A 17,801-nucleotide genomic window follows, 5' to 3' on the forward strand; every position below is an offset into this window, starting at 1 on the left:
CTCTATACTTCGCCGCCATTGAGCCCTGATGGCGGAATTGGTAGACGCGGCGGATTCAAAATCCGTTTTCGAAAGGAGTGGGAGTTCGAGTCTCCCTCGGGGCACCATATAGCAGTATCTGAAAGTCTCTACCAGGCTTTCAGACTCAGAGAAACCGGCCACTTGGCCGGTTTTTTTGTGCCTGTCTGTCTATCCCTGTATCCCCTTATCCGTTGTATCCCTGTATCCCTGCTTGTATCCTGAGAAAAGTACCGAACTTTGGGATACAAGGATGAAGCGCGCAGATATCAAGCGCCGCCCTCTCGCAGACACGACACTTGCAGGGCTGGAGCCGGAATCAAAGGAATACCGTGAGCTGGACGGAAGCGGCCTCTACTTCAGGGTCAAACCTGATGGCGGCAAGTCCTGGCAGTTGCGCTACAAACGCCCGGCGGGCAATTGGGCTTGGATGGGGCTTGGGGGCTATCCGGAAGTAAGTGGCGCATTGGCCCGGGACAAAGCGGCCGACCTACGCAAAATCGTCAGCAGTGGTGCCGATCCTCTCGAACAGAAACGATCAGCCAAAGCAGCCATTGACGCCGCCAAGACTCGAACCTTTCGAGTTGCTGCTGAAGCCTGGCTCAAGGCCAAAGAAGAAAAGGGCCTCGCACCCTCCACCCTGAACAAAATCCGCACCTACCTCGACAAGGACATACTCCCGGCATTGGGAGATAAGCCCCTCGACGAAATCACCCGTACCGACTGCGCATCCCTCCAGGCATCCCTCGAAGCCAGAGACGCTCACAACGTGGCAGAAAAGTGCCGCACCTGGATCAACCAGATATTCGGCCGAGCTATCGGCTTAGGACTTACCGAAAACGATCCAGGCAGCCGCCTTCGTGACATTGCAGCGCAAGCCCCCAAGACTCAGCAACATCCACACCTGCTGGAACCTGAGCTGGCTGAATTTCTCCACGCACTTAAAAACACACCGAGCAGACTGACGGCCCGCACAGCTGCATGGCTCTGTCTATGGACAGCATCGCGCCCTGGCATGGTCCGCCTGGCTGAATGGAAAGAGTTCGACCTTGAGAAAGCCATTTGGACCACGCCTGCTGCCAAGATGAAGATGCGTCGTGATTTTGTATGCCCCCTTCCCTACCAAGCTGTTACAGCCCTGAAGGATCTGCACTGCCTCACAGGGCGGAGTCGCTGGCTTTTCCCCGGCGTAGGAGCCAAGAACCCAACCATCAGCGAAAACACAATCAACAAGGTCTTCGCCACCATCGGCTACAAAGGCCGCCTGGTTGGACACGGTACTCGGCACACCGCAAGCACGTTGCTTCGAGAACATGGCTGGCCGAAAGAGCATGTAGAGGCGCAGTTGGCTCACAAAGAGGAAGGTATTTCAGGGGTGTACAACAAAGCTCAATACCTTGAGCAGCGCGGAACGATGATGCAGTGGTATGCCAATCATCTTGATGGACTTGCAGCTAGCAATGTAGTGCAAGCCCAGTTCGGAAAGGCAGTATGAGATCACTTACCTACCCCACCTCTAAAACCGGTGTAACGGGTGTTACTCGTGTAACAGAACCATTCAACCAATTGAAAATATTAGATTATTTTGAGTTACACCATATCCGAGCGCAGCCAATTCCCCGTGTAACGCTGCTGAAACGTGTAACAGTTATCGAACCACTAGCCCCCTGCTGGCAGCTGCTTTACCAGATACACCTCGCTGGGGCCGCACGCTTGGTACGGGGCGAGGGGTCTCATATTGAATAGCAATCTTGGCATCGAGGATTTAGAGCTTGAGATCGCCGGAGCAGATGTCGGCTGTTTGCTTTGGGATCTTGATGAACTCGAACTGGCTGTCCGTCAGTTGGCGCTGTATAGCCATTTCTCCGAACACTTTCGTGACGCGTTTACCTGTATCGACAATGCAGCATCGTTCTGGCTAGAGGACGGCCGATACGCAGACAGTGCTGAGTCAGCGACGAAGACGATGTTTCGCCTTCGCTACCCCATTAGAGAGCACTTCTGCTTTTCCGAACCGACCTCACTGCCCAGAGTTATTCGCCGCTTCCTTGGCATTAATCACCCCGCAAGTGACACACAACTCGTAGCGGCTTATGCACTCATTCAATCTGTATGCGCGATTGAAACCCTTGCGAACTGGCTGTTCGATCTAGAGCTCTCCCTCTACGACCTGGGCCTAGATCTGGTGGAACAGCTCCGACAGACTGATCCCAAACAATACCTCCTTCTCATGCAGAGAGAACGAAAGCGAAAGAGCGACTTTGAAATCGACGCCCGAGAGGAGTTTGCCGTCTTGAATGGCGAGGCCTCCAAGATTTTGATGTTGGCCTCGCTTTATCAGCAAGCGGACTACACCGACGTTTCGCGCAACGACTTCAGCGCATCAAGCTTTCTGCGGGGAGCGCTGGATAAGGCATTTGCTGAAAAAGCGTCGGAAAGAGGAAAAGCTGCGGGGAAGGCCAACGCCAAGCCCGGCACAATCAAACAAGAGAACACCAAAAAGCTGTTTGAGGACATAAGCAAAGCGGCAAAGAGCCAAATCTCTGCCGACCCCAACATTTCGGAAACCGAACTAGTCAAAGCGCTAGTCGAGCAGGGCAAGGCATCTGCCCCGACCGTTAGAAAATATCTGCGAAAAGGTAGATTTCTCCCTAGATAAATTTTCTGTGTGCCAACGAAAAGCAAACCATGTTTGCTTTTTTTTCGCCTTTTAGTCTGTGCCTGTCTTTCACCTTATAGGCACGACTATGGCTAACTCCCGCGCTTCAACAATCCACCATATCTCTCATCGCGACCCCGCCACGACCTTGATCAGAATCTCCGAAGTCATGGCTATCGTTGGCCTGGCACGTCCGACGATTTACAAGCTGATGCAGTGCCCAAAGAGCGGCTTTCCACGCCCGGTAAAACTGAGCACAAGCACCGCACGCGGAGCACCAGTGGCGTGGGTTCTTTCCGAGATCCAAGCCTGGGCACGTAGCCGCATCGAGGCTCGTGATCAGGTGGCCGCATGATCCGCAAGATTGCCAGCGAAGCCCTGATGCACCCCTTCTCCATTTTGCGTCGAATCGGTTTTTCGCCACGCCTTATGCAACGGCTAGAGCACTACCGAAGTCAGCAGGAAAAACAAGGTCGTGTTGTTGGCGTGCTCAGTTGGGCTGACGGCACCTGGTGCGCCCTCTCCTTTCACAGCGAAAAAAACAACGCTGTGATCGTCGACGAAGGCCAGCAAGTACACGCCTACGAAGACGCCCTCTCAATGCTCGACGGCGGCTTCCTGCCCCTGCTTTCCCTGCGCTGGGAAGTCCACGCCTGAAATGAAAACGCCCCCGGGGGCAATCCGGAGGCGTTGAGGTAAATCTACATGCCCACACAATTTATGCTGCACCAGAAAAATCCGCAAGCGATCCACACGGTTGCGCTTTCGAAAACGGAGCGTTACTCTCTGGTCGTCGCTGCAAAATCAGCGACCGGGTTTGGCGACCCGATCAACAATAGGCGCACAGGCGCCCCCATTACGATTGCAGGCGCTTTTTTTGTGCCCGCATCCCCGTTTTATGGCGGCTGTGCGTGGGAGACCCTCGGGTCTGCCGGGTTCCTATTGTCCCGGTTCGCCAACCTGCGCACAGCTGCCACCTTAATTCGTTTGGCGACGAACCGTGGCAGCTCCTCAACAATAGGAGTTTCGCCCCATGCACGCCCTCAATCCGTCAAAGTTTCGCGCCGCTGCTCATCGAGCAATGGCTCTCGCCGCTTTACACGCCAACTCCAGCCTCGCTACACGCCTCTCTCGATACAACGCTCATATGTCCAAAGCTCGCGCCCTGGAAGCAGCAGGGGGTGCCCAATGAGCATGTTCCCAGGCTTTGCACTACCCGAGGATCTACTCTGCGTCAGCCAGCAAGCAGAGGCCGGGATTCCCATCGATGCCATCACCTGCGCAATTGATCGCGCAGACTCCGTACTGACCCTGCTCGAGGACCACTTCGACGACGATAAACCGCGCCTTTCCAATCACGTCCTGGCATCCGTTATTTGGGATGTGCGTGGCACGCTGGGTCTGATCAAAACCCTAACCCTGCACGGTGATGCGACTTCGACACCTCGGGCCAAAGCCGGGGGTGCGCAATGAGTTTCCACGCTAATTTCACCACCCAGGGCGCGACCACTTTCGCGCAATGCGGGAGCCCCCATCAGATGTTGTTTCGGCTCAGTGCCGGCGTCCCCGCATCCGACGCACTTGAATACGCTTCCGACCTGCTGAGCTGCGCAAACCGTATGACGCTCCTGGCCACCCACGGCGATAACACCGAACAGTGCGCGATGGCCGCTCACTACCTCAGTGAAATGGGCAAAGCAGTGATCGATGATGTGACGACCACCCTCCTGCGATTGGAGGCTGGCCATGACCAATAAAGCGAAACGCCCCAGCTTTGCGGATGTGAAAGCAGCTTCTCTGAAAGACATCGATCATGTCCTTTCCCACTGGCTACCCAACGGCAAGCGCGTGGACGGCGGCAAGGAGTACACAGCTCCCAATCCGACTCGCAGTGACAAGCGTGCCGGCTCTCTCAAGGTCAACCTGAGCAAAGGCACCTGGGCGGACTTTGCCACAGGCGACAAAGGCGGCGACCTGATCGACCTGGTGCGCTATCTGGAGGGCGGCACCGACGTCGAAGCCTGCAACAAGCTGGCGGATCTGCTGCGGGTTACTGCCGGGGCGGCTCAGTCGAAACCCAGCCCCAGCAAAAGCAAAACACCGGAATGGCTCGCCATTCAGCCGATCCCGGCCGCGGCCATGAGCAAGTGCCCAGCCAAACACCGACAACACGGCGCACCGTCCAAAGTCTGGATTTATCGTGACACACAGGGCCAGCCAGTCATGGCGCTCTATCGCTTCGACCTGGGCCCGGATGAAGACGGTAAACCGCGCAAGGTGTTTGCCCCATTGACCTGGTGCAAGCGTGCCGACGGTCAAACGCAGCAATGGCGTTGGCAGGGTCTGCCGGATCCGCGTCCTCTGCTGCGCCTGGATGAACTGGCGCAACGGGCAGAAGCACCAGTGATTCTGTGCGAAGGCGAAAAGGCTGCCGATGCGGCGTCGGAACTGCTGCCCACCCACGTGGCCATGTGCTGGGCGAACGGCTCGAACTCCTGGCACAAAACCGATCTGACCCCGCTTAAAGGGCGCTCCATAGTGTTGTGGCCCGACAACGACGCCAGTGGAAAAAGCTGCATGGACGCCGTCGCCGGACACCTGCAACAGATCGGCGCCGAGTCAGTGCGAGTGATCGCCCTGGACGTCTTCAAACGCAACAGGATGCTCTGTGCCGCGCTGAGCCTTTCGATTATCGCGTCATCCTCGATCGGGTGCGCCGCAAAACCTGTGAAGGAACCGCTCAAAGTACCCCAGGTCTACGGCTACACCTTGAATCAGCCGCTTTCCAGCGATGAGTTCAATGCGCTTTCCGCTCCCGGAGGCGAGAACGGCATGGGCTCCCAGGTTTTCAATCGTATCGATGAGCAAGGCGATCTCTATGAGGTCTTGCTTGATGGGCGGATCCGCCCGGAACTTATCCGCAAGGAAAGTCGTGCTTTTGCCAGTCAAACTGAGCGCTCGGCTGAGTTTGAGGCGCAGATTGCCCAGTTGAAACAGCTCTTTGCCAGTCACAACACACCGACTCGCGGACTAGGGCCGGAAAGTCGAACGCTCGTGCCGGGGGACCGCTATATCAGCGTAAACACTACGCAGTGCAGAGTCCGTCAGTATGATCAGACGGGAACCCATCGTTATGCCGTGAGCCTGTCCGAGAACACTGTCACGGCTCCATCTGAACGAGGCGTGGGCGATAAGATCGACGATGCCTACGAGGGCGTATGGATCACTGTGCTCATGATCCCCCTGTTGCCGTTTGTGCTGGTGGGCTGGGCCGTTGACAAGGCCACCGATTGAGCTTGGTTCGGGCGCGGTTTTAGCGCGAGGGGCAGTCCGATTTTGAGGTTACCTGGGGGTAAACGGTTGCTGCCGCATAACTAACCGAAGCCTGGATAGCTGTCCTCAAGCTTCTGGGGAGCGCTTGACCGGGAACGAGACGAAAGGCTTGATCTCCTTGAGCACAAACATACTCTGCATCTCTTTGATGCCAGGCAGCTGTCGGACCACCGACATCGCAAAGTCAGAAAAAGAGTCGAGATCACGCGCCACTACCTGCATCAGGAAGTCCGCGTCGCCACCGATGCTGTAGCACGCCACCACACCCTCCAGCTGCATCACTTGCTGCTCGAACTTCTGGGCCTCGGCTTCGCTGTGATGGTCGATTCTGACCCTTACAAACACCATCACCCCTAACCCGATCTTGCGTCGGTCCAACACCGCCCGGTAGCCCTGAATATAACGATGCTCTTCCAACTGGCGAACTCTGCGCCAGCAGGGCGAGGCCGACATGCCGATCTGGTCGGCCAGGGTCTGGTTGGTGATCCTGCCATCCTGCTGCAAGGCTGTAAGGATTTTAATATCTGTCAGACTGAGCATCTGATCGGTCATAAATTCCCACCTCCCGCAATAAATAGGTAAATCCTACCAGAACCGATCCTCCCACGGATCAAAGTAGAAAAAAATTACCCGTCTAAAGGCGATAGTATTTCTTCAGCATCTGACATCGGATTTACAGGCCCTCAGCCTCCAGGCACAAATCGATAAATACATCCACGACGGACTGTAATTATGCGGAAAAATGATTCTGGGTAAGTGATCGCGACCTTGGTCTGACGTCATTGATAAAATCAACATAGATGGAATCGAGGTGTATATGTATTTCGATGCTGCCGTTCACAAATGTGTAATTGTCGTCGACAACACGCTGGGGTTGGGACATGCAGTAAATGCGGTAAGCGTAATAGGTGTCAGTCTAGGACGTTCGGTAGAGGGTCTGGTTGGACCTGACCTGCAAAGCAGTGACGAGGTTAATTACCCTGGAGTCATATACGCACCTTTGCCCATTTTGCGATCCAGCAGTGATCACTTGCAGGAACTCCATAAGAAAGCGCTGCTGGACAATGAAATTCATAGCATGCCCTTCAGCGCCCTGGCGCAATCCTGCAAGACGTATGAGGAATATGAGGCGCGCATCTGCGAGGCCGATAGTTCAGGTATAGAGTTGGTTGCCCTTGGTTTGGTTGGGCCACAGAAAAGCATCAGCAAGTTGACGGGCAATCTTTCGTTATTTAAATGAACTGCTGAGATGCCGTATTTTTTAGAACGCAGCCATGGCGTAGATGAAAGACTGAAGTGAAGTCGTTTCATCTTGACTTCCGAGCATGTAAGAAACCAGCAACCTAATAATAAACAATCCGAGAAAAGCGATATGCTCAACGTATCACAAGCACTTACCTATACGGCAGCGCTGGGCATCGCAGCGGCCATTCCCGGTCCGGGCATGGCCGCGCTGGTAGCACGGAGCGTCAGCGGTGGCACCCTATCGGGCTTTTGCCTGCTGTTTGGGTTGATACTCGGCGACCTGACTTACTTGTCATTTGCCATCTTTGGACTGGCGATGATTGCCGCGCACTTCGATGCACTGTTCCAATTGGTGCGCTGGGCGGCTGCGCTGTACCTGTGCTATCTGGCTTGGCAATTCTGGTTCGCCAACCATCAGGCTATTGAAATAGGTCACCCAGCGAAGAAAAAGGAACTGCTGTCGGCGGCGATATCAGGCCTGACCATTACCTTGGGCAACCCCAAGACCATAGGCTTCTATCTTGCGTTGTTGCCGCTCGTGATCAACCTTGAAACAGTCTCGCTACAGACGTGGGGGCTGATGCTGGTGCCATTGACCATTCTCGTTCTATTGGGCGTTGGCGCACCGTTCATTGTCAGCGCGGTGCGTGTCCGGCACCTGCTATCGAGCCGGAGAGCCCAGCAGTGGCTGTTCCGCGGCGCGGCGGCGATCATGGTGGCGGCCGCCGCGGCGATGCTGGCTACTTGAAGCAGGCAGAGCCCGTGAAACAACAGTTTCACGGGCTCGCGGTTGAAGTTTGCGAGACGCTATTCTAGAAACTGGTGCGCAGCGTAAAGGTCATGTTTCGCGGTGCACCATAGTAGTTTTGCGACTCTACTGGCCCGGTCTGAGCGTAATAGACACGGTCGAAGATGTTTTCGATGTTCATCGACAGGTTCACGTTTTTACTGATGTCGTAGGCTATACGGCCATTGTAGAGGGCGTAGCCCGAACCTTCGTGCTTCACACCGCTGCCCAGCATGTAGGTTCCACTCTGAATACGCGTGCCGACACCTACCTGCCACTTGGCGAATTCGTCAGGCAGTGTGTAGTTGGCCCACACCCGCGCCGCATGAGCGGGCATCTGGGTCAGGAAACTGCGACCTTCCAGGCTGACATCGTCGGGATTTTCCAGGTAGCGACTGCGGGTGTAGGTGTAGCTGGCACTGAGTTGCAACCCAGTCATGACCTGGCCGTTGATTTCGGCTTCAAACCCCTCTGAACGGACTTTGCCTCCGGCGATATAGCAAAGCGTGGTGTACGGGCTAAAGCACGGCGAGGGAAAAGACTGGTCGATCTGTGCCCGACCATTGAAGTTTGTCTGGTAGATCGCGAACGAGGTGTTGAGAGCGCCCTCGTAAAACTCGCCTTTGAGGCCCAACTCATAAGTTTCTCCAGAGCGTGGGGCTAAGGTGTTGCCGGCATACGTCATGTAGTCGGTTTGTGGGGAGAAGATTTCGGCGTAGCTGGCATACGCCGACCAGTGATGCGTCAGTTCATACACCAGCCCGTAGAAGGGAACGACCTTGGCATTGGTTTTCTGGCCGGTGGGTTTAGAGACGCCGCTTGGCTCGGCGATCTGGTCCTGGCTGTAATCCCACCAACTGACGCGGGCACCGATGATGACGTCCAGTGGATCAAGCACGTTCATCCGCAAGGAACCATAGACGCCCTGCTGGTCGAGCGTTGACTTAACGGTGCGGTAGCGGGCCAGGCGATCATATTCTGGCGGGATGAATTCGAGGATGTTCGGAATGTTTTCCGTTTCCGCATACCACTGGGTGTCATAGCGACCAGAGTCGCGCTTGGCGTGCGTGGCGTTGGCCCCGAGGATGACTTCGTGGCGGCGTTCGAACAGTTCGAAGTGCCCGTTGAGGTACGCGTCGGTGTTGTACTGATAGTTGTTTTCCGAACGGCTTTCCGCCCAGTTGTAGCCACCGCCATGGGTCAGCGGATCAATCAGGCCGCCGGTGTTGCTGTAAATGGTGTCCAGATTCAGTTTGGTGTAGTTGGTGGTCAGGCTCATCCGCCAATCGTCGTTGAGCTGGTGCTTGGCTTCGAGGAACACCTGAGTGGTTTCCACATCGTTGTAGTCCGATGGCGAGCTCAGGTTGGTCGAACGTTTCCAGTCAATGTTCGCACCGGTCTTGTAGGCTGGAAGGCCGAAGTCCATCACCCCACGATTGTTCACGTTCTGGTAGGAAAAACCGGTGCTTATCAGGGTTTGTGGCGACAGGTCGAACTCCAGGACGCCATAGGTCGAGGACCGCTCGGTCTTGGCGTTGTCATAGAAGTACCCACGATCGCCGTAGGAAGTTACCAAACGGCCCCGAACACTCTTGTCTTCGTTAAGCGGACCCTGGACGTCGACTTGCTGTTGATAGTTGTCCCAACGCCCCGCGGATGTAGTGGTGCCCAGGTGGAAGTCCGCTGATGCACGTTTGCGCACCAGGTTGATGGCACCACCCGGCGAACCGGCACCCTGGAACAGGCCGGCTGAACCCTTGAGGAATTCAACGCGTTCGTAGGGCACCAGGTCAGCCCAGTTCTGCGAGGTAATGCTGTTGCTGTTGGGCAGCGGAATGCCGTTGATCTGGTAGTTGTCGATCTGGTAACCGCGGGCGTAAGGCTGGTTGTCCCCCACCATATAGCCGTAGGTGATCACACCGGGCAGGACGTTGTAGACGTCATCCAGGGTCTGGATGTTCTGGTCCTTGATGCGCTGGGCCGTGAGTACTGTAATGCTCTGTGGAATATCCTTGAGGGGACGCTCGCTTTTACCGATGCTTACGGCGCCCGTGGTGTATGAGCGGGTGTCCTCGGTATTGATGCCCAAACCGGAGCCCTGAATGGTGGTAGCACCCAGTTCCAGGGCGTCGCCCTGGTAGGGAGCGGCAATCAGGTAACTGCCATCAGCGGTTTTTTGCGCCACCAGGCCGGTGTTACCGACGATACGCTCCAGCGCTTGCTCAACGCTCAGTTGCGCATGCAGGGCGCTCGCCTGACGACCTTCGGCAACGTCAGTGGCGAACAGTATTCGGCTCCCGGTCTGCGCCGCCAGCGCGTTCAGTGATTTATCCAGCGCCTGTGCCGGGATATCCAGCGAATAAACAGCGCCTTGTGCGTTGACGGTGCCTGCCAGCATCAGGCCGCTCGCGAGCAAGCTCAGGCGAAGCGATGACGTGTTCTTACCCATGATTTCCCCATTCGAACAGTCGATAAAAGCGTTCTTCATGGGATTGGCGTATGGGCCGAGCCAGATGTTGAGGCTGATCTGGAAATAATTCTCATTTGTTTAAAGGACGGTATTTTTATCAGCGAGCTTTACTGAAAGTGATGCTGCCGTCGGCCGCGCGCGCGAGGCTTACTGGCAGGATCGATGGCAGCAGGCCGATCAGCGCTTCGACCGAGTTGCTGTCAAATTCGCCGGAGAGGCGCAATTCGCCGACCTGCGCATCTGCCAACCGCAACGGTTTGCTACGGTAATGCTGAAGGTCCGCGATCACCTCGCTCAAAGGGGTGCCGTCAAAGCGCAACTTGTTCTGACGCCAGGCGGTGAGGGCCGCGACATTGACTGGCCGCACGTCGCCCAAGTGGCTCGATGACGCCCGCAGTTGCTGGCCGCCGTTCAGTCTGACGGCTGCAGAACGATTGCTGCTGACCTCAACGGCACCCTCGATTACAGCCACGTCCACGCCACGAGCATCACTGCGCACATCAAATACCGTACCGATGTCCCGGACACTGACGCCTTGGCTGCGCACGATAAAGGGTGTGTCGGCATGCACGACGGTGAACAGCGCTTCGCCGTGACGTAATTCCATTTGGCGGCTGCGCAGGCGCTTCTCAATGATCAAGTGACTGCCGGAATTCAACTCGACGCGGCTACCGTCGGCTAATTCAAGCTGTTGCCGTTGGCCTAGTGCGACCTGAACATCTTCGGTGTGCCAGGCGGGGTCGAGTAACCACACGGCACTGCTCAGAGCCAGGACCAGGAGGCCGCCGCAAGCCGCATTCCTGCGTTTACGGCGGCTGTCAGTCATTGCCTTGCCTTCGGCCAGCAGGGCTTCCCTGGACGGAACGCGCTCGCGCAAAGCCTCGGCAAACGGTTGCAACGGATCGTCCAGGTCGGGGCGGCGTTTTTTGTCGAGCGTGTCCGGCCGATTCATGTTTTCACCTGCTTCTGTTGCCGCACAAGCCGGCGTGCAGGCTCCCAGCGCAGAATGATGGCGGCCATGGCACGGCCAAAATGCTGGGTGACCATGTTCAGGGAAATATCCAACTCATCGGCAATTTCACGTTGCGGCATGCCATGGATACGGTGCAGCAAAAATACCTGGCGCTGGCGCGCCGGCAGCGCCTCGATGATTGCCAGCAGGGCATGCACGTGTTGTTCGAATTCGACTGCCCGTGCACCGTCCCAACTGTCCATTCCCTCTTCCGGTGACTGGTGCGTCAGAACATACAGGCTGCGAGTGCGCTCGGCGCGGATGCGGTCGATGGCGCGGTTGAAGCTCATCTTGCGCAGGAATGCCAAAGGCAGTGCGACTTTTTCCGGGGGTGGCTTTTCGAGAATCTGGATACAAACGTCGTGAACAAGATCACGAGCAAAGTGTTTGCCGTTGAAACGAAGCCGGATGTACTCCACCAGCGAATCGTAGTGAAGGGTCAGCGCAGTCATCAGCTCTTCATTGGGCGACGTCTTCGACATGGTAAGCAAACGGCATTGATGAGAATGTGTCTCATTGTATCGTCATCTTTGCGGCGTTTGCGAGCCGTCCGATGTTGTTCATTAAACTGATATGAAGTCCAACGCAGTTGCTCTTGAGAAACCCTCAGGGCCCCCGCCAGCTTTTCAGCGCCTGCGCCACGATTCAATGCGCTATCCGATTGCGACGAGTATCGTGTTTGCCATCGATACCCTCGCTACGGATCGGATGATGACCAGAAGCATTTTCTACGCCTTGGGTGCCGCCGCGCTCTTTGGTGCCAGCACACCGCTTGCCAAGGTTCTGGGACTGGACGTCCCTGCAGTCTTGCTCGCCGGGTTGCTGTACCTGGGAAGCGGCTTGGGCTTGACGATCAGTCGGTTAATCCGTGATCGCGGCTGGCAGCCTGTCGGTTTAACTGCATCCGAGTGGCCGTGGCTGATTGGCGCCATTGTTTTCGGCGGGGTGCTGGGGCCGGTGTCGTTGATGTTTGGACTGACCCTTACCTCTGGCACTACCGCTTCGCTGTTGCTGAACCTTGAGGCCGTGTTGACCGCACTACTTGCGTGGATGGTTTTCAAGGAGAACGCTGATAGGCGGATCGTCGTTGGAATGATCGCGATAGTGGCAGGCGGCGTAATGCTGGGCTGGCCGCAAACTTCAGCACAGAGCAATGGCTGGGTTGGCCCGGCTGCAGTAGCAATCGCATGTCTTTGTTGGGCCGTCGATAACAACCTTACTCGGAAGGTTTCAGCATCGGACGCCTTGTTCATTGCAGGTATCAAGGGATTGGTCGCCGGGGTGGTCAATTGCACCCTGGGGGTTGCGCTTGGCATGCATCTCCCCGAGTGGTCTCTGCTCGCCCCCACCCTCCTCGTCGGTTTCCTGGGATACGGCGTGAGCCTGGTGCTTTTTGTACTGGCTTTGCGGGGACTGGGAACAGCTCGGACCAGCGCGTATTTCTCTACCGCTCCCTTCTTGGGAGCAGCTATTTCAATTCTGTTTCTGGGCGAAGCCGTGTCATGGGAGTTTTGGGTTGCTGCGGGCCTGATGGGGATTGGAGTCTGGATCCACCTCACCGAGAGTCATTCACACGAACATCAACACGATCCGCAGACACATGACCATCAGCACGTTCACGACGAGCACCATCAACATGAACACGCCTTTGAGTGGGATGCATCTGAGCCTCATAGCCATGTGCACAAACACGCCCCCATACTCCATAGCCACCCGCACTTTCCTGATATCCATCATCGGCATAAACACTGAGGGGCAGCCCTGGGCATAGAGCAGTATCCGCAGCCTCTACCAGGCTTCATGCTCAAACCGTAACCCCACAGACCGACTAGACTTCTTCACTCCAGTGCCGCAGGTCCCTGCAGGCACTCCCCGAAGCTGTCATTCCCACCGAATTGAACTGAGTACACAATCATGTGTGAATCATGCGATTCAGGCTCTGTTTCAAAAGTGAACACTCGTCGTCATTTTCTTCGTCTGGCCGGATTGGGAGCTGGCGCCCTGCTGCTGGCCGGCGCTCTGCCCGGCAGGCTTGCGCAGGCAGCCGAAGCAACCTCCGCACCGCCCAAACCGAAAAACGTCATCAGCCCGGATGAGGCACTCAAAAGGCTGATGGCCGGCAATGAACGTTACGTCAGCGGTAACTCCGAAACCCACGATTTCAAGGACGAGCGTGAAGCCTTGGTCTCCGGCCAGAATCCCTTCGTGGCTGTCCTCAGTTGCTCCGACTCGCGCATCGCACCCGAGTACGCGTTTGATACCGCACGCGGCGATCTGTTCGCCATACGAGTGGCGGGCAACTTCGTTACCGATGAAGGTCTGGCGAGTCTTGAATACGGTGTTGCGGTGCTGGGGGCACCGCTGATCCTGGTCTTGGGGCATGAGCGGTGCGGCGCTATCGAGGCCGGTATCAAAGCCGTCAAGGATCACACGGTGTTCCCCGGGCACATCCCGAAACTGACGGACGCACTCAAGCCCTCTATCGAAAGCGTGCTCAAGCAACCAGGTGAATTGGTGGAAAACGCCACCGTGCAAAACGTCAAGGACTCGGTCGAGCGCCTGAAGAGGGCCACTCCCCTGTTGAGCGATGCACTGGACAAGGGCAATCTGAAAATCGTCGGCGGCATCTATCGCCTGGCAACCGGTAAAGTCGAGCTGATTGCCTGAGCCGTGCTGGCTGCAATCCTCTACCCCTGAGATATAATCGGCCAGCCAGTTAAAAAGAGACCTTGTTTATCAAGGTCTTTTTTCGCCCGTAGAAAAGTGACCCACACCACCGCACAAGGACCCACCCCCATGGACCGCCCCCTGGAAACCGTCGCCCTCTTCGCCCTCAAGCTGGTTCACGAGAGCGAAGGTCAAAGCCCGATCCTGCGTGACGATCCGGTCATGGACGACTACCAGCGGGAGGTTTTCCAGTTGCTGGTGCGCCGTGGTGATGTGGCGGCGATCCAGTTGAAAGTGGCGACCTGCGTTGGCCTGGCGCTGGCGGCCCTGGGCGGGGTGGACAAACCCATGGGCCGTGAGCTGCAGCGCCTGGCCGCGGAGTTCAGCCAGGCGCAGACGCTGGAGCAGATGCAGGTTCCGCTCCTGGCGCTCAGGGACTACCTGAAAGACATTCAGTGAGGGCCCTCGCGCGCCCTACTCGTCCTTGCCCGACGCGCGTACTGCGACTTCGATCGCCCGCACGCTGATCGCCGCGAATATCGCGGTCATCAGCACGCCGTTGAACCCCAACAGAATTGCCAGCACCCGCGAGACGCCCAGCTTGGGTACCAGCTCGCCATAACCGATGGTCAAGCCGGTCACGAAGCCGAAGTAGATGCCGTCCAACGGCGCCCAGCCTTCCAGGTGGCTGATGATCAGGCCGCACACCACGATCAGCAAAAACAGGATGGAGAAAATCGGCCAGACGACGCGAAAGTAGAAGCCGACGGCTTTGTAGAACTCACGGCGCACGTGCGCTGAATGGGTGGATGTCATGGTGTGGGCTTCCTGGGGGTGATGACCCATTGGGGGACCCCATCAGCTTGGCACAGGCCTCGGAAAATCGAGGTCAATTGTTGATTATTTGTGTTCAACGGTCGCCGCTGTCCTGGGCTGCGGTCGGCGGCCCTGGATCAACCCTGCCACCAGCGCTGCCAGTATCAACAGGATCGACAGTCCTTCATTGATATCCACTCGGTGGCCCAGCATCAGCACCGAGCCGGCAACCCCGAACACCGGGATCAGCAACGACAGCGGCGCCACCCGGGACACCGGATACTCGCGCAGCAACAGGTTCCAGCCCCAGTAACAGAAGTGAGTCGCCGCGTAGACCTGGAACAGCAGAGAAAACAGCGCCAGCCACTCGAAGTGCCGGACCAGCCCGGTAAAAGGCGCCGAACCATGGGCCAGCCAGGTCAGGAACAACAAGGGAATCGGCGGAAACAGGCTGGCCCACACCACAAAGGCAAACATCTCACGCACTTTCGACTGTTTGATAATGACGTTACCGACACTCCAACTGAATGCGCTGACCAACAACAGCACATACCCCAGGGTCGTGGCCTGGCCGGGACTGTTGACGATGATGCACAGCAAGCCCACCACGGCCAGCCCCACGCCCACCAGTTGGCCGAGACGCAAGCGCTCGCGAAACAGCAGCACGCCCCAGCCCAGGGTGAAAAAGGCACTGAACTGGACCAACAGTGCCGCCGTCCCGGGCGGCACCCCAAGCTCGATGCCCAGGTTGATCAACGCCCACATCGCCACCCCAAAAATCAGGCCATAGGCCGCCAACCAGCCCAGGGCGATCGGTGGACGGCGGACAAAAAACACCCAGGGCAACGCTGCCAGGGTGAAGCGCAGGGCCGTCAGCAACAGCGGATCAATCGCCGCCAGGCCCAGCTTGGTCACCGGAAAGTTCAGACCCCAGACCGCCGTCACCAACACGGCGAGGATCAGGTGTTTGTTTTGCATGCTCGGCCATTCCACAAAATGAGGCCAACACTATGGACAATGAGCGCCACGGCCCGCTTGCACTATCAGGTCATTGATCGGTAGATTTGGGCCATGCGCGACATTGATATCGATCCCTACGAACACACGCCCCGCGACGCCGTGGTGACTGCCAACGACTATTGCGACGGCCTGCACTTCGCTCGGCATAGCCATCAACGCGGGCAATTCGCCTACGCCGCCTGCGGGGTGATCACGGTGTTCACCGACCAGGGCAACTGGGTGGTACCCCCACAACGGGCCGTCTGGGTCCCGGCCCATGTGCCCCACGAAATGCACATGCACGGGCCGGTGACCATGCTCAACAGCTACATCCGCCCCATCGCCGCCACACGGCTCGGCCTGCCGGCGCACTGCCAGGTGTTTGGTGTGTCGGCGCTGCTGCGCCAACTGTTGATCCGCGCCATGGACGTGCCGGCACTGTATGCCGAGGACCAGCGGGACGGCCACCTGATGAACCTGCTGCTGCACGAAATCGCCGACATGCAGCCGCTGTCGCTCAATGCGCCGCTGCCCAGTGAGCCGCGCTTGGCCCAGGCCTGCAGCAAGCTGCTGGAGCAGCCGTCATTGGCGATCGGGATCGACGACATGTGTCGCCAGGTCGCCATGAGCCGCCGCACCTTTACCCGGCTGTTTCGCGAGCAGACCGGAATCAGCTTTGTCGAATGGCGCCAGCAGGCGTGCCTGTTGATGGCCGTGGTACGCCTGGGCAATGGCGAGGCCGTGACGCGGGTGGCAACCGATCTGGGCTACAGCAGCCCGAGTGCGTTCACCGGGGTTTTCCGGCGGGTGCTGGGGCAGGCGCCGAGTCGCTACTTCACGCAAAATAGCCAGGCTTGATTGAGCTGTGGCGCTTCACACAAACAAAGGTCCCCATGGATGAGTACACCCTTGATGATGTCCTGCACGGTAAACAACGGTCTGCCCCTCGCCCCCGCCGCCGAGCCGGTCAGCGTGCCCTGGTGGAGCTTCGGTAAAACCGTGCTGGCGGCCACGGCGCTGACCCTGGTGCGCGATGGCCTGGTGGCGCTGGACGAACCGGTACCGGAAGGTCCGTTCAGCTTGCGCCAATTGCTGCGGCATGAGGCCGGGCTGGCGGACTACGGCGAACTGGCGGAGTACCACGCAGCCGTTGCCCGGCATGAAACCGCGTGGCCGGCCGAGGAGATGCTGCAACGCCTGGACGCTGCCCGGCTGCGTTATGCACCGGGCAGTGGCTGGGGCTATTCGAATGTCGGCTACCTGTATATCGCCCGGTTGATTGAGCGTACCACCGGCCTGACGCTGGAAGAGGCGCTGATCCAGCGGGCGCTGGCGCCTTTGGATATCGTCCAGGTACGGCTCGCCAAAGTGCCCGGCGACCTGCAAGACATGTCCCCGGCCTACGATCCGGCGTGGGTGTATCACGGCCTATTGCTCGGACCGCTGCAGCAGGCCGTGACCTTCTTTGATCGGCTACTGGCCGGGCAGTTGTTGCCGGATCATTTGTTGAGCCAAATGCAGACCCTACGTCAGTTAGGCGGGCCAATAGCTGGCCGGCCCTGGGAGTCTGCCGGTTATGGCCTGGGAGTCATGAGCGGCACGATCTCGGGGGGCTTGCACCTGTGTGGGCATACCGGCGGTGGGCCCGGCAGTGTGGTGGCGGTTTATCGGGCCACGGATGGCGAACATTCGGCGAGCTGTGGGGCGTTTCTGCAGGGGGGTATGGATGGAGAGGTCGAAGCGGCGGTGGTCCGCGACTTGAGACTAGCCTTGGCCAGTGCCCAATAACCCGGCA

The 17,801-nt window shown here is 57.7% G+C and carries 19 protein-coding genes, 1 tRNA gene and 1 pseudogene; 15 read left to right on the forward strand and 6 right to left on the reverse strand.

Annotated elements, in window-relative coordinates:
- The first annotated feature begins 22 nt into the window (after window positions 1-22).
- From QMK50_RS08835 to QMK50_RS08870, 8 genes and pseudogenes are all read left to right on the forward strand, one after another.
- A tRNA-Leu gene (locus tag QMK50_RS08835) sits at window positions 23-107 on the forward strand.
- A gap of 164 nt (window positions 108-271) precedes the next feature.
- Window positions 272-1,513, forward strand: coding sequence for a tyrosine-type recombinase/integrase (locus QMK50_RS08840; protein ID WP_166592898.1), 1,242 nt, complete (start codon window positions 272-274; stop codon window positions 1,511-1,513).
- Between the two features lie 243 nt (window positions 1,514-1,756).
- Window positions 1,757-2,677, forward strand: coding sequence for a hypothetical protein (locus QMK50_RS08845; RefSeq protein WP_166592899.1), 921 nt, complete (start codon window positions 1,757-1,759; stop codon window positions 2,675-2,677).
- Between the two features lie 88 nt (window positions 2,678-2,765).
- Window positions 2,766-3,032, forward strand: coding sequence for a helix-turn-helix transcriptional regulator (locus QMK50_RS08850; protein WP_166592900.1), 267 nt, complete (start codon window positions 2,766-2,768; stop codon window positions 3,030-3,032).
- Complete coding sequence (locus QMK50_RS08855; RefSeq protein WP_166592901.1) at window positions 3,029-3,334, forward strand: hypothetical protein; 306 nt, start codon at window positions 3,029-3,031, stop codon at window positions 3,332-3,334. The genes QMK50_RS08850 and QMK50_RS08855 overlap by 4 nt, the downstream gene beginning before the upstream one ends.
- A 531-nt stretch (window positions 3,335-3,865) precedes the next feature.
- Window positions 3,866-4,150: a hypothetical protein gene (locus tag QMK50_RS08860; RefSeq protein WP_166592902.1), complete on the forward strand. Its 285-nt coding sequence runs from the start codon at window positions 3,866-3,868 to the stop codon at window positions 4,148-4,150.
- Window positions 4,147-4,434: a DUF3077 domain-containing protein gene (locus QMK50_RS08865; protein ID WP_166592903.1), complete on the forward strand. Its 288-nt coding sequence runs from the start codon at window positions 4,147-4,149 to the stop codon at window positions 4,432-4,434. The genes QMK50_RS08860 and QMK50_RS08865 overlap by 4 nt, the downstream gene beginning before the upstream one ends.
- Window positions 4,424-5,332, forward strand: a pseudogene (locus QMK50_RS08870) (DNA/RNA helicase, superfamily II protein); the annotation flags it as partial. The gene QMK50_RS08865 and the pseudogene QMK50_RS08870, both read left to right, overlap by 11 nt.
- A 744-nt stretch (window positions 5,333-6,076) precedes the next feature.
- Here the strand turns inward: QMK50_RS08870 and QMK50_RS08875 are convergent.
- A complete protein-coding gene (locus QMK50_RS08875; RefSeq protein ID WP_095166082.1) occupies window positions 6,077-6,562 on the reverse strand; it encodes an Lrp/AsnC family transcriptional regulator in 486 nt (161 codons plus the stop codon).
- A gap of 265 nt (window positions 6,563-6,827) precedes the next feature.
- On the opposite strand from QMK50_RS08875, the gene QMK50_RS08880 reads away from it, so the two are divergent.
- Both QMK50_RS08880 and QMK50_RS08885 read left to right on the forward strand, forming a co-directional pair.
- Window positions 6,828-7,250, forward strand: a complete 423-nt coding sequence (locus QMK50_RS08880; protein ID WP_320332963.1) for a DUF2000 domain-containing protein — start codon at window positions 6,828-6,830, stop codon at window positions 7,248-7,250.
- Between the two features lie 132 nt (window positions 7,251-7,382).
- Entirely contained in the window at window positions 7,383-8,003 is a 621-nt protein-coding gene (locus tag QMK50_RS08885) for a LysE family translocator (RefSeq protein ID WP_320332964.1), read from the forward strand.
- 64 nt (window positions 8,004-8,067) lie between these two features.
- Here QMK50_RS08885 and QMK50_RS08890 read toward each other — a convergent pair whose 3' ends face one another.
- From QMK50_RS08890 to QMK50_RS08900, 3 genes are all read right to left on the reverse strand, one after another.
- Window positions 8,068-10,491, reverse strand: coding sequence for a TonB-dependent siderophore receptor (locus tag QMK50_RS08890; protein ID WP_320332965.1), 2,424 nt, complete (start codon window positions 10,489-10,491; stop codon window positions 8,068-8,070).
- Between the two features lie 118 nt (window positions 10,492-10,609).
- The gene (locus tag QMK50_RS08895) at window positions 10,610-11,464 is read right to left on the reverse strand and encodes a FecR family protein (protein ID WP_174244597.1); all 855 of its coding nucleotides are present in this window, start codon (window positions 11,462-11,464) and stop codon (window positions 10,610-10,612) included.
- Window positions 11,461-11,976, reverse strand: coding sequence for an RNA polymerase sigma factor (locus tag QMK50_RS08900; RefSeq protein ID WP_320332966.1), 516 nt, complete (start codon window positions 11,974-11,976; stop codon window positions 11,461-11,463). Before QMK50_RS08900 ends, QMK50_RS08895 begins: the two co-directional genes overlap by 4 nt.
- A 259-nt stretch (window positions 11,977-12,235) precedes the next feature.
- Here QMK50_RS08900 and QMK50_RS08905 point away from each other — a divergent pair, with 259 nt between their 5' ends.
- The 3 genes from QMK50_RS08905 (at window position 12,236) to QMK50_RS08915 (ending at window position 14,650) form a co-directional block, all read left to right on the forward strand.
- On the forward strand, window positions 12,236-13,276 hold the full coding sequence (locus QMK50_RS08905) for a DMT family transporter (RefSeq protein ID WP_320334504.1): 1,041 nt from the start codon (window positions 12,236-12,238) through the stop codon (window positions 13,274-13,276).
- Between the two features lie 162 nt (window positions 13,277-13,438).
- Window positions 13,439-14,191: a carbonic anhydrase gene (locus QMK50_RS08910; protein ID WP_320332967.1), complete on the forward strand. Its 753-nt coding sequence runs from the start codon at window positions 13,439-13,441 to the stop codon at window positions 14,189-14,191.
- Window positions 14,192-14,320: 129 nt separating this feature from the next.
- Entirely contained in the window at window positions 14,321-14,650 is a 330-nt protein-coding gene (locus QMK50_RS08915; RefSeq protein ID WP_159997829.1) for a hypothetical protein, read from the forward strand.
- Between the two features lie 15 nt (window positions 14,651-14,665).
- On the opposite strand, the gene QMK50_RS08920 is transcribed toward QMK50_RS08915, so the two are convergent.
- Entirely contained in the window at window positions 14,666-15,007 is a 342-nt protein-coding gene (locus QMK50_RS08920; protein WP_320332968.1) for a potassium channel family protein, read from the reverse strand.
- A gap of 84 nt (window positions 15,008-15,091) precedes the next feature.
- Window positions 15,092-15,985: an EamA family transporter gene (locus tag QMK50_RS08925; RefSeq protein WP_159997833.1), complete on the reverse strand. Its 894-nt coding sequence runs from the start codon at window positions 15,983-15,985 to the stop codon at window positions 15,092-15,094.
- 93 nt (window positions 15,986-16,078) lie between these two features.
- Here QMK50_RS08925 and QMK50_RS08930 point away from each other — a divergent pair, with 93 nt between their 5' ends.
- Together QMK50_RS08930 and QMK50_RS08935 are read left to right on the forward strand one after the other, a co-directional pair.
- Complete coding sequence (locus QMK50_RS08930) at window positions 16,079-16,864, forward strand: AraC family transcriptional regulator (RefSeq protein ID WP_159997835.1); 786 nt, start codon at window positions 16,079-16,081, stop codon at window positions 16,862-16,864.
- 54 nt (window positions 16,865-16,918) lie between these two features.
- Window positions 16,919-17,794 carry a serine hydrolase domain-containing protein gene (locus QMK50_RS08935; RefSeq protein ID WP_320334505.1) on the forward strand — a complete coding sequence of 292 codons (876 nt, stop codon included), beginning with the start codon at window positions 16,919-16,921 and terminating at the stop codon, window positions 17,792-17,794.
- Window positions 17,795-17,801 lie beyond the last annotated feature (7 nt).

Origin of the sequence: Pseudomonas sp. P5_152, from assembly GCF_033989915.1 — a bacterium.
GTDB lineage: Bacteria > Pseudomonadota > Gammaproteobacteria > Pseudomonadales > Pseudomonadaceae > Aquipseudomonas.